At 72.2% G+C, this 11727-nt stretch carries 10 protein-coding genes; 5 read left to right on the top strand and 5 right to left on the bottom strand.

Annotation, left to right across the window (positions count from 1 at the left end):
• Window positions 1-14: 14 nt before the first annotated feature.
• Together V2J18_RS01735 and V2J18_RS01730 are read left to right on the top strand one after the other, a co-directional pair.
• Window positions 15-1490: a DUF3667 domain-containing protein gene (locus tag V2J18_RS01735; protein ID WP_336130727.1), complete on the top strand. Its 1476-nt coding sequence runs from the start codon at window positions 15-17 to the stop codon at window positions 1488-1490.
• Window positions 1490-1849 carry a DUF4286 family protein gene (locus tag V2J18_RS01730; protein ID WP_336130726.1) on the top strand — a complete coding sequence of 120 codons (360 nt, stop codon included), beginning with the start codon at window positions 1490-1492 and terminating at the stop codon, window positions 1847-1849. The genes V2J18_RS01735 and V2J18_RS01730 overlap by 1 nt, the downstream gene beginning before the upstream one ends.
• Window positions 1850-1859: 10 nt before the next feature.
• Here V2J18_RS01730 and V2J18_RS01725 read toward each other — a convergent pair whose 3' ends face one another.
• The 3 genes from V2J18_RS01725 to V2J18_RS01715 all read right to left on the bottom strand — a co-directional run bounded on the left by V2J18_RS01725 (window position 1860) and on the right by V2J18_RS01715 (window position 3827).
• Window positions 1860-2174: an antibiotic biosynthesis monooxygenase family protein gene (locus V2J18_RS01725; RefSeq protein ID WP_064746499.1), complete on the bottom strand. Its 315-nt coding sequence runs from the start codon at window positions 2172-2174 to the stop codon at window positions 1860-1862.
• Window positions 2175-2269: 95 nt separating this feature from the next.
• Complete coding sequence (locus V2J18_RS01720; protein WP_261370001.1) at window positions 2270-2932, bottom strand: DUF3106 domain-containing protein; 663 nt, start codon at window positions 2930-2932, stop codon at window positions 2270-2272.
• On the bottom strand, window positions 2922-3827 hold the full coding sequence (locus V2J18_RS01715; RefSeq protein WP_336130724.1) for a hypothetical protein: 906 nt from the start codon (window positions 3825-3827) through the stop codon (window positions 2922-2924). The genes V2J18_RS01720 and V2J18_RS01715 overlap by 11 nt, the downstream gene beginning before the upstream one ends.
• Window positions 3828-4381: 554 nt before the next feature.
• On the opposite strand from V2J18_RS01715, the gene V2J18_RS01710 reads away from it, so the two are divergent.
• Window positions 4382-6631 (top strand): primosomal protein N', encoded by a 2250-nt coding sequence (locus V2J18_RS01710; protein ID WP_064746502.1) that lies wholly within the window; start codon window positions 4382-4384, stop codon window positions 6629-6631.
• Window positions 6632-6700: 69 nt separating this feature from the next.
• On the opposite strand, the gene V2J18_RS01705 is transcribed toward V2J18_RS01710, so the two are convergent.
• Window positions 6701-8407 carry a VanW family protein gene (locus V2J18_RS01705; RefSeq protein ID WP_336130723.1) on the bottom strand — a complete coding sequence of 569 codons (1707 nt, stop codon included), beginning with the start codon at window positions 8405-8407 and terminating at the stop codon, window positions 6701-6703.
• A 62-nt stretch (window positions 8408-8469) separates the two neighbouring features.
• Window positions 8470-9273: an NYN domain-containing protein gene (locus V2J18_RS01700; protein WP_336130722.1), complete on the bottom strand. Its 804-nt coding sequence runs from the start codon at window positions 9271-9273 to the stop codon at window positions 8470-8472.
• A 172-nt stretch (window positions 9274-9445) separates the two neighbouring features.
• On the opposite strand from V2J18_RS01700, the gene tal reads away from it, so the two are divergent.
• Both tal and V2J18_RS01690 read left to right on the top strand, forming a co-directional pair.
• Window positions 9446-10396 carry a transaldolase gene (gene tal / locus V2J18_RS01695; protein ID WP_064746505.1) on the top strand — a complete coding sequence of 317 codons (951 nt, stop codon included), beginning with the start codon at window positions 9446-9448 and terminating at the stop codon, window positions 10394-10396.
• A 16-nt stretch (window positions 10397-10412) separates the two neighbouring features.
• Window positions 10413-11675 carry an NAD(P)/FAD-dependent oxidoreductase gene (locus tag V2J18_RS01690; protein ID WP_064746506.1) on the top strand — a complete coding sequence of 421 codons (1263 nt, stop codon included), beginning with the start codon at window positions 10413-10415 and terminating at the stop codon, window positions 11673-11675.
• The last annotated feature ends 52 nt before the right edge of the window (window positions 11676-11727 follow it).

Genomic DNA, 11727 nt, shown 5'->3' with positions numbered 1-11727 from the left:
CTCGTTCGTCACTCATGAGCGCAAGCGCAGCTACCGCCCACGGCCATGGCGATCTCAGCCATTGCGAGAACTGTCACGCCGAATTGCACGGCGAGTTCTGCCATGCCTGCGGCCAGTCGGTGCACAACCCGATCCGCCACGTCGGCCACGCCCTGGAAGAAGTGTTCGAGTCGTTCTGGCACCTGGACGGGCGCATTTTCCGCACTTTGCGCGATCTGCTGTCTCCGGGGCGGGCCGCGGCGAACTACATCCGCGGCCACCGCATGCGCTACGTGCCGCCGCTGCGCCTGTTCGTGGTGCTGTCGGTGCTGACCTTCTTCATCGCCAAGTTCGCCATCCACGTCGACGAAGATCAGCGCCTGATCAGCGTCGGCGACGTCCAGGGCACCACCGTGCGGCTGGGCAACACCAAGAAGCAGTTCCGCGAAGCCGATTCGGTGGTCGAGGTCGAGGCCTTGCGCACGCGCATGGTCAAAGAGCTGCAGCTGGCCCGGCGAGCGGTGCCGGAGACGGCGCGCAGCCCGATCGACAAATCGATCGAGAGCGTGCAGCGCCAGGCCGACAAGCGCATCGAAGCGCTGCGCGCGCTGCAGGGCATCGACGACGCCGAGTTCGCCTTCCAGAAGGCGCAGGGCGAGCGCGAAGGCGGCACTGCCGCCGCCGGCTCGGTGCAGGCGATGAACACCCTGGGAGACGTCGAGCAATGGCGCGACCGTCAGATCGCGCCGTTGCAGGCGCAACTGGGCAAGCTCGCGCCGGCCTCGCCGCAGGCCTTGGAGCAGGCCAAGCAGATCCGCCGGATCAACGCCGAAGCCGGCTGCCGCATCGCCACCTTGCAGAAGGCGCACGCCGCGGTCAGCGAAGGACGCGCCGCGCGCAAGACCGACCGCGACCGCTACGGCGACGCCGAATGCGACGACATCCACGACCCGTTGAGCTTCAACGGCAAGCCCTGGGACGCGCAGAGCAATCCCCTGGTGTCGCCCTACCTGCCCAAGTTCGCCAACGACTGGCTCAACCGCCAGGTCGGCATCGGCCAGGCCAACATCAGCCGGCTCAGCAAAGAGCCCTGGCGCTACATCAACACCCTGCTCGGCGCGGTTCCCTCGGCGCTGTTCCTGATGGTGCCGATGTTCGCGCTGCTGCTGAAGCTGGCCTACCTGGGCTCGGGCCGCGGCTACCTGGAGCATTTGGTGGTCGCGCTGTACAGCCACGCCTACCTGTGCCTAGTGTTCCTGGCGATGTTCGTGCTGACGCTGCTCGGCGGTGCGATCGCGACGCACTGGCCCGCGGCCGGCGTGATCAGCGGCGTCGGCATCGGCCTGCTGTGGCTGTGGATGCCGATCTACCTGCTGATCATGCAAAAGCGCGTGTACGGCAACGGCTGGCTGCTGACCCTGGTGCGCTACACCGTGATCGGCTCGTTGTACTTCGTGATGTTGAGCATCGCCGCGATGGCCCTGGCGGTGACCACGATCGTGCGGATGTGATGGCGGACCGGGACGCCACCACCGGCGCGGGCGAGGCCGACGCAAGCCGGGCCGAGACAACGTACGAAGTCTCGCTCGAGGTCGATGCGGCGATCGAAGCCGAGTACATGGCCTGGCTGCGCGCGCACATCGACGAGATCTGCGCCCTGCCCGGCTTCCTCGGCGCGCGATTGCACCGGGTGGAAGACCCGGCGCCCGCCGCGGGGCGGTTCGGCCTGTGCGTGCAATACCGCCTGCGCGATCGCGCCGCGCTGGACGACTATCTGCGCGAGCATGCGCCGCGCCTGCGCGGCGACGGCCTCGCCCGCTTCGGCGGACGCTTCGACGCCAGCCGACGGATTCTGCGGCGCCTGGCCTGAGCGGCCGCGCTCAGGGCGCCGGCTTGCGCGCGACCACGCCGGTCGCGGCGTAGTGGCGCATCTCCTCGATCGCGCCGATGTAGCCGCCGATCGCGGCGAGGAAATCGGCGAACCCGGCGCTCTTGCGGAAACCCCGCAGATGACCGTCGGCGCTGTCCCATTCGATCCGCAACAGGTAGCAGGCCGGTTCGTCGACGCAACGCGACAGTTCGTAGGCCAGGCAATGCGGCGACGCGTCCAGCACTCGCGCGGCGCGCGCGTAGTCGCGCTCGAACGCCTCGGCGGCGTCGGCCGCGAGGCGATAACGGATGTATTCGACGATCATGCGCAACGCTCCGGCGGCCGACCAAGCCCCGACTCTAGCCGGCGCCCGCGACGGCGACCGTCGCAGTCTGTAGCGCCGCCGACCCGATCACGGTTTCAACGCTGCAGCGCGTCCTGCAGCCAGGCGCCGCGGCTCGCCGCCGGCGCCGCCAACAGTTCGCTGCGCAGCCGCGCGCGTTCCTGCGGCGGCGTGCGCTGGACCAGCACCGCCAGTTCCTTGCGCTGCGGCGCGCTCAGGCCGTGCAGGGCGGCCAGCAGCGCGGCGTGTTGCGAAGCCGGCAATTGCGCCAGCAACGGCTGCAGCGCCGGATAGTCGGCGCCGAGCTGCGGGCCGAGCAGCCAGCCGCGGCGTTCGCTGCCGTCGAGCGCATCGAAACGTGCGCGCAGGGCCTGTTGCCGATCCGGCGGCAGCGCGGCGTAACGCGCCGCTGCGGCCTGGACTTCGGCGCGATCGCCGGCGCTCAGGCCTTGCCAGGCCCGATAGCGTTCGCGCGCGGCGCCGCGTTCGCCGGCCGGGCGTTGCTCCCATTGCGCGGCGCGCTGGGCGAACTCGCGCCGCTGGGCGTCGTTCCAGCCGTCCCAACGCGCGCCCTGCGCCTGCAGACGGGCGCGCTCCGGCGCCGGCAAGCGCGCCAGGGTCTGCTCCAGCTCGGGCGGCAGGGCCGCGGCGGCGCCGGCCAGGCCGATCAAGGCCGCCAGCATCGCCAAGGCCAAGGCCGGCGCCGGCCGGGGGGCGCTGCGGAACCGGTCACGGCGCATCGGTGCTCTCCAGGTCCTGGGTTTCCCCACCGGCGGCCGGCGCCGCCGGCAGGGCGCGGTCGGCCGCCGCAACGGCCGTCGGTTCGGCCGGCACGATCCGGCCGGCGTCCATCGCTGCCAGCCAGCTGTGGAACGCCAGCTCGGCCGCGGCGGCTTCGCCGGCCGGGTCGGCGAGCAGGTCGAAATCGCGATGGGCGATCAGGCCGGATTCGCGTTGGTAGCGCGCGGCCGGCGCTGCCGCCGGCGGCAGCGGTTCGACCTCGATCCGGTCCGAACCGCCCAACCAACGCCCGGCCGGGCCGTCGCTCCAGAAGGTGGCCGCGAACGCCAGCGCGCACAGCGCCAGCCCGCTCCACAGCAGCGGCATGAGCCAGCGCGGACGCGGACGCGGGCCGACCGCGGCGCGGCCGGCCGGCGCGGACGGCGCGGGCGCGTCGTGCAGCGCCGCCTCGCGGGCTTGTCCCAGGCGCTGCAGGCGCTCCGCCGGCAGGGTCTTGATCCGGCGGTGGACCTGTTCGCGCAATTGCTGCCAGGCCAGCGGGTCGGCGCGGCCGTCCGGGTGGCGCGGCAGGGCGCGCTGCAGGGCCAGACGGTAGCTCGGCGCGGCCACGCCAAGGGCGGCGGCGGCGTCGTTCTCGTCCAGCCCCGCGGCCAGGCGCAGCAGCAGCGCCGCGCGGGGGCCGCTGCCGAGCTCGGCCAGGCGGTCGGTGGCCTCCACCGCGATCGCCACCGGGGTACGGTGGCGCAGCCGCGGCTGAGTCAGCAACAGCGACCAGAACCGGCTCGGCCACTCGCCCAATGGCGCCTGCGCGGCGATCGGGCGGAACTGGGCCATCGCCGCCGCCAGCGCGGCGTCGCCGGCGGCGGCGTCGCCGGCCTGCAGTTCCGCCAGCACGGCGCCGCGCCGTTCGACCCCGCGCAAGAAGGCGGACAGAGCGGCCGGCGGGCCCGGACGAGGACCGGCGGAGGATGCGGCAGGGGCCGCGGCAGGGGACTTCGAACTCATCGGAACAGCTTCACCATACGCCGCATCATAGCGAGGCAGCGCGCGCACAAAACGCTTGACAAGCGCCCGATCCGTTGCAGCGCGAAGCCCGGCGCGGTCTGCGGCCCAAATGCGGTTGTGCACAGCAGTAATGGAACCGTCACGAAGCCACACTTTGCCTGGACCGGGACCCGCATTACAGCGATGTTTCACACCTAAGCCAATGATTTTGAAAGAAATAACATCGATGGCTATTTTTTCACCAACCTAACCCGCCCCTGTATTTCCATGCATTGGGACCCCGCAGCCGGCCCGCCATGCACAGATTTATCCACAGACCGTGTGGATAAAGGAAAAACCCCTTGGCACACCATCACTTGCGTGATTTTTGTCACGTAACCGGAAGCAATGGCCCGCAACTGCCGAGCCTGCCGCCGGCCCGGCGCGGTCGCTAGACTGGACCGATGCCCGAAGCCCCGTTTCCGCCGCCTCAGACCGTCTGGCGCGTCGCCCTGCCGCTGCCGCTGCCGCGCCTGTTCGACTACCTGCCGCCGGCCGGCGAACCGGTCGTGGACGACGGGGTCGGCTGCCGAGTGCGGGTGCCGTTCGGACGCCGCGAGCTGGTCGGGGTGGTGGCCGAAGTCGGCGCACCGGAGTTCGACGGCGACGGCACCGCGCTCAAGACCGCCGTGGCCCGGCTCGACCCAACGCCGCTGCTGCAGGGCGAACTGCTCGACTCGCTGCGTTGGCTGGCGCGCTACACCCACGCCCCGCTGGGCGAGGTGCTCGCCACCGCCCTGCCCGGCCCGCTACGCCACGGCGAACCGCTGCCCGACACGCACGCCTGGGCCTGGTGCGCGACCGAAGCCGGCGCCGCCGGGCGCGGGCGCCTGCGTGCGGGCAAACCGCGACGGCTGGCCGATCTGCTGCACGATCACGGCACGCTCGACGAAGATCGCCTCGACAATCTGCTCGAAGGCTGGCGCGACGCCGCCCGCAGCCTGGCCAAACGCGGCCATGCCGAACGCGTCGCCGTCGCCGCCGCGACGCAGGTACCGGTGCCGCGCCCCGGCCCATCGCTCAACGACGAGCAACAGGCCGCCGTCGATGCGGTCCTGGCGGCCCAGGGCTTCAACGCCCTGCTGCTGGACGGGGTCACCGGCAGCGGCAAGACCGAGGTCTACCTGCACGCCATCGCCGACTGCCTGGCGCGCGGCAAGCAGGCTCTGGTGCTGGTGCCGGAGATCGGCCTGACCCCGCAGACCCTGGCGCGCTTCCGCGCCCGCCTCGGCGTGCCGGTGCACGCCCTGCATTCCGGGCTCGGCGATGGCGAGCGCGCGCGCACCTGGGCCGCGTTCGCGCGCGGCGAGGCGCGGGTCGCGGTCGGCACCCGCTCGGCGGTGTTCCTGCCCCTGCCCGAGCCGGGACTGATCGTGATCGACGAGGAACACGACGCCAGCTTCAAGCAGCAGGACGGCATCCGCTACCACGCCCGCGACTTCGCCCTGGTCCGGGCCAAGGCCCTGGACGTACCGGTGCTGCTCGGCAGCGCGACGCCGTCGCTGGAGTCGCTGCGCAACGCCCAGGCCGGCCGCTACGGCCATCTGCGCCTGCAGCGCCGCGCCGGCCAGGCGCAGGCGCCGCGGGTGCGGGTGGTCGACGTACGCAAGCGCCCGCTCGAGGCCGGCCTGTCGCCGGAACTGTTCGAACGCGTCCACGCCGAGCTGCGTGCCGGCGGCCAGGTGCTGGTGTTCAAGAACCGCCGCGGCTATGCGCCGGTGCTGCTGTGCCACGACTGCGGCTGGAGCGCGCACTGCCCGCGCTGCAGCACCCCGCTCAAGGGCACGCCGATGACCGTGCACGGCGGCGGCCGGCGCCTGCAATGCCACCACTGCGGCACCCGCCGGCCGGCGCCCGATGCCTGCCCGGACTGCGGCGGCCTGGCCTTGCAGTCGCAGGGCGCCGGCACCGAGCGCATCGAAGAATCGCTGGCCGCGCGCCTGTCCGGATTTCCGGTGCTGCGCATCGATCGCGGCAGCACCCAGAAGCGCGACGCGCTGGAAAAACTGCTGGCCGAGTTCGGCACCGCGCCGGGCGTGCTGGTCGGCACCCAGATGCTGGCCAAGGGCCACGACCTGCCCAACCTGACCCTGGTCGCGGTGGTCGGCATCGACGAAGGCTTGTTCAGCGCCGACTTCCGCGCCCCGGAAAAACTCGCCCAGTTGCTGATCCAGGTCGCCGGCCGCGCCGGCCGCGCGAACAAGCCCGGCGAAGTGCTGCTGCAGACCCACCACCCCGACCATCCGCTGCTGCACACGTTGCTGGCGGGCGGCTATGCCGCGTTCGCCGAAACCGAGCTGGCCCAGCGCGAGGCCGCCGAATTCCCGCCGTTCGCGCACATGGCGCTGATCCGCGCCGAAGCGCAGCAAGTCGAACTGGCCAATGCGTTCCTGGCGGTGGCCCGGCGCGAGCTCGAGCGCGCCGCCGCCGGGCGCCGCGGCGACGGCAACGCGCGCGGGCTGGAGATCAACGGCCCGGTGCCGGCGCCGATGCCGCGCCGCGCCGGCTACCTGCGCGCGCAGCTGATCCTGTCGGCCCCGGAGCGGCGCGCCTTGCACGCCGCGCTCGACGCGGCATTGCCGGCGATCCACGCCGCGCCGGAAACGCGCAAGGTGCGCTGGTCGTTGGACGTGGACCCGGCCGATCTGTATTGACCGGCGGCGCGCGCCGCGCGCCGAAACGCTGCACGCAGCGCAGGCCGGCAACGCCGGGTCGTGCCCGACTCAGGTCAGCGCGTCGCGCACGGCGCGGCGCAGTCCCTCGGCATCGCCGGCCTCGACGCGCCGCCAGCGCAGCGCCTCGCCCAGGCCGCAAGCCGGCGTCGCGATCACCGGAATGCCGCTGGCGATCGCGCTCAGCAAGGCGCGCGGCTGGTGCTCGACCCAGGCCGGCAAGGCCACCGCATCGGCTTCGCTCAGGCCCTGCGCATAGCCGGCGACGCGGCGCAGGCGGGCGCGCCCCGGATCGAGACCGCGCTCGCTGTCGCCCGGCGGCAGCAGGATCTCGACCTCGTCCCCGCGCAGCGCTTCGAGCAGTTCGTGGATGCCTTTGCGCGCCAGCGCCGACGCGGCGAACAGCACCCGCGGCGGCGCGCCCGCCGCGCGCGGCACGCGCTGCAACGCCGGCGGCAACACCCAAGGCAGAGCGTTGGCGCGCGCGCCGGCCAACTCCAGCACCTGCGCATGCGGGCTCAGCCAAGTCTGCGCGCCGAGCAGGCCCTGCCACTCGTCCTCGATCAGCTGCGGGTCGGCGCGGAAATCGCGCAGCGAAGCGCATTGCGGGTGGCGCCGCACCGCGCGGTCGAGTTCGTCCTGCAACGCCGCCATCGGCAGCGCGGTCATCTGCACCGCATAGCGGCGCCCGGCCAGTTCGCCGTCGCGCCACAGGAACGGCAGCAGACTCTGCGGCAGCACCAGTTCCACATCGCGCGCCTGCAATCGCCGCGCCAGATCGCGCGCGTGGCCCTGCAGCTGCGCCAGCCGCACCTGCGGCAAGGCCTGGCCGCGCCGGCGCCGGTACCGCCAGGCCAGCGATTGCGCGATCCGCCGGTGCGCGGCCTGCGCCGGCAGCGTCGCGCCGCCGGCGCCGAACACGCGATCGCCTTCGCCGCGCTGATCCTGCAGGTGACGGCGGAACTCCGGCCACGCCTCTTCCATCCACCAGGTCCGGCGCAGGCCGCGCGCGGCCGGCCCGGCATGGCGATGGCATTCGGTCTGGCCGCAGCTGCCGCAATCGTTGACCAGCGAATTCGCGCGGCGCGGCGACGGCGCCAGCGGCAGGGCCGCCTCGGCGCGGGCCAGGGCACGAATGCGCAAGCGTAGCCGTTGCGCATCCATCGCGACTTCCAGACGCCAGGCGAACGGCGCACGCAGGCGCAGGTCGAGGTAGTTCCAGAACACGGTCGCGTCGCGGTCCTGCTCGGCCAGCGAACCCGGCAGCGTGCGCGAATGGCGGTGCCGTTCGACCACCTCCAGGCCGGCGCGCACCGCGCTGTCGTACAAGGCGTTGGACAACTGGCACAGGCCGCCGCCGATCGCCGGAATCACGCAGCCCTCCCGCAGTTCGCGGCCGCTGACATAGCCGCGCGCGCGGGTCGCGCGACCGATCTGTTTCCAGAAACCGAACATCGCTCCGGCCGGCACCTCGATGCCGTCGAGCCGGCGCAAGGCCACGCGCAGGTTCTGCAGCTTGCCGGCGACCAGCAAGGGATCGGCTTCGTCGCGCGGCCACAGCGCGCCGTCGAACTCGGCCAGCACCGGCGCCTCGCGCAGGCTGCGCGCCGGCGCATGCGCGCGCGGGCGCTGCGGGTCGCGCGCGTCGCGCCAGAACCGGATGGCGCGCAGGCCCCAGGCCTTGCAGACGAACAGCAAGGCCTGGCGGCGGGTCGGCAGATCGGTGCGGGCGGGAGGCGGAACGGTGACCCTACTCATGTCGTCCTTGAACCGGGTTGAGCCTGTGCCATGCCGCGCACCGTCCACGCGCGCGGCGCGGTTTACTTGGCCTTGAGCCGCGGCTTGCCGGGCGCGGCCGCGACCGGGGCCGGCGCGGGCTTCGCCGCGCCCTTGCCCTTGGGCTTGTCGCGCACCCACACGATCTGGTTGTCGCGGCGCAGCTCGAACAAACCGCTGGCCTCGATCAGATCGCTGAGCTTGCGGTAGCCGTAATTGCGCGAATCGAACGAAGCCTGATTGCCGATCTGGTGCCCGACCGCGCCCAGGTGCGACCAGCCGTCGTCGCCGGCGACCGCATCGACCGCGCGCCGCAGCATGCGCACCAGGCGGGTGTCGCCGCGCAGGTCGCCGGCGCTGCGCGGCGGCGTGGCCGGCGCCTCGTCGGCCGGCGCGTCGGTGCCGGCCGGCTGGCCCAGCGCTTCCAGATAGGTGAACTTGGAGCAGGCGTTGACGAACGGTTCGGGTGTCTTCTGCTCGCCGAAGCCGTAGACCTTGGCGCCCTCGGTCAACAGCCGCATCACCAGTGGGGTGAAGTCGGCGTCGCTGGAGACGATCGCGAAGCCGTCCAAGTTGCGCGCGTACAGCAGGTCCATGGCGTCGATCACCAGGGCCATGTCGGAGGCATTCTTGCCCTTGCTGTAGGCGAACTGCTGCATCGGCCGGATCGCGTACTCGTGCAGCACCGCTTCCCAGCCCTTGAGGCTCTGGCTTTTCCAGTTGCCGTAGGCGCGGCGCACGTTGGCCACGCCGTAGCGGGCCACCTCGGCCAGGATCGCCTCGATCTTCGCCGCCGGCGCGTTGTCGGCGTCGATCAGCAACGCGATGCGTTTTTCCTCTGCGGCCATCCCCGTCTCCTCCCTGCCTCCGGCCCGGCCGGTCGGCCGGCCCGCTGCGGCCAGCCTAGCGCAACCGCGGTTGCGGCACGACCGCCGCCGCGCACCGCTCAGGGCGCGCTCATGACGGCGCCGGCGCGATGGGCGAAAATGGCCGAGAACCCAACGACGAAACCTATCCCCCATGACCCAGCTCGAACAATTGCGCGCGCTGTCCGCGGTGGTCGCCGACACCGGCGACATCGAGGCGATCGCCCGCTTCCGTCCGCTCGACGCCACCACCAATCCCTCGCTGCTGCTCAAGGCCGCGTCCCTGCCCGCCTACGCGCCGCTGATCGATTCCGCGCTCGCCGCCGCCGAAGGCGCCGACCTGTCCGCCCGCGTCGGCGATGCCGGCCTGCGCCTGGCGGTGGCGATCGGCGGCGAGATCCTCAAACTGATTCCCGGCCGCGTCTCGACCGAAGTCGACGCGCGTCTGAGCTTCGACACCGACGCCACCCTGGCGCAGGCCCGGCGCATCGTCGAACTGTACGAACGCGCCGGCATCGGCCGCGAACGCCTGCTGATCAAGATCGCTTCGACCTGGGAAGGCATCCGCGCGGCCGAGCAACTCGAACGCGAAGGCATCCACTGCAACCTGACCCTGCTGTTCTCCTTCGCCCAGGCGGTCGCCTGCGCCGAGGCCGGGGTCTATCTGATCTCGCCCTTCGTCGGCCGCATCCTCGACTGGCACCTGGCCAACGGCGCGGCCAAGCCGGCCACGCCGCAGGACGACCCCGGCGTGCAGTCGGTGACCCGCATCTGGAACTACTACAAGCGCCACGGCTACGCCACGGTGGTGATGGGCGCCAGCTTCCGCAACATCGGCCAGATCCTGGCCTTGGCCGGCTGCGACCGCCTGACGATCTCGCCGGAACTGCTGGCCGAACTCGACGCCGCCCAGGGCGAAGTGCCGCGCGCGCTGGTCGACGACGGCGCCCGCGCCGCGCCGGAGGCCGCGCTGAACGAGGCCGCCTTCCGCTGGCAGCACAACGAAGATGCCATGGCGACCGACAAGCTCGCCGACGGCATCCGCCGTTTCGCCGCCGACCAGCGCAAGCTGGAAGACCTGCTCGCGCAGCGCCTGCGCGGCTGACGGAGACCCATCGGCCATGAGCGATTCGCGCAAACACGTCGTCATCGTTGGCGGCGGGTTCGGCGGATTGTGGGCGACGCGTGCGCTGGCCAGCGCCGACGTGCGCATCACCCTGATCGACCGCCGCAACCATCATCTGTTCCAACCCCTGCTGTACCAGGTCGCCACCGCCGGCCTGTCGGCGCCCGACATCGCCGCACCGCTGCGCCACATCCTGCGCAAGCAGGCCAATGCCGAAGTGCGGCTGGGCGAAGTCGTCGCCCTCGACGCCGGCGCGCGCCAGGTCCGCCTGGCCGACGGCGAGGCGATCGGCTACGACTACCTGCTGCTCGCCAGCGGCGCCACCCACGCCTACTTCGGCCACGACGAGTGGGCGCCGAACGCGCCCGGGCTGAAGACCCTCGACGACGCCCTGCTGATCCGGCGCCGGGTGCTGCTCGCCTTCGAACGCGCCGAGGCCGCGCAGAGCGAAGCCGAACGCGCGGCCTGGCTGCACTTCGCCGTGGTCGGCGGCGGCCCGACCGGGGTCGAACTGGCCGGCACCCTGGCCGAGATCGCGCGCCACACTCTGCGCCGCGAATTCCGCCGCATCGATCCGGCGCAGGCCAAGGTGCGACTGATCGAAGCCGGGCCGCGGGTGCTGGCGAGCTTTCCGGAGTCGCTGTCGGCCAAGGCCAGCGCGCAGTTGCAGCGGCTGGGAGTCGAGGTCGTCACCGGCACCCCGGTCGGCGCGATCGACGGCGAAGGCTATCGGCTCGGCGAGGACCGCATCGCCGCGCGCACCGTGCTGTGGGCCGCCGGCGTCGCCGCCTCGCCGCTCGGCGCGCTGCTCGATGCGCCGCGCGACCGCGCCGGCCGAGTCCAGGTGCAGCCCGATCTCAGCGTGCCCGGGCATCCGGAAATCTTCGTCGCCGGCGACCTGGCCAGCCTCAAACAGGCCAACGGCCAGCCGGTGCCCGGCGTGGCGCCGGCGGCCAAGCAGATGGGCAGTTACGTCGCCCGCGCCATCCGCGCCCGGATGCGCGGCAAGCCCACAACGCCGTTCGCCTACGTCGACTACGGCAACCTGGCCACCATCGGCCGCCGCGCCGCGGTGGTCGACTTGCGCGGCCTGCGCTTCTCCGGCTTCCTGGCGTGGGCGTTCTGGCTGGCCGCGCACGTGTTCTTCCTGATCGGCTTCCGCAACCGCCTGATCGTGATGCTCAACTGGTCGTGGGCGTACTTCACCTACCAACGCCATGCGCGGATCATTTTCGGCGGCAAGCCCGATCCGTCCTGAGCGCCGCCCCGGTCCGCACGGGCAACGAACGAGGGCGCCTCGTGGCGCCCTC

The sequence above is a fragment of the Lysobacter firmicutimachus genome (assembly GCF_037027445.1).
In the GTDB taxonomy this organism is placed as follows: Bacteria; Pseudomonadota; Gammaproteobacteria; order Xanthomonadales; family Xanthomonadaceae; genus Lysobacter; species Lysobacter firmicutimachus.
Note: the sequence above shows the minus strand (reverse complement) of the source record. Positions and strands in the feature narration are given on the sequence as shown.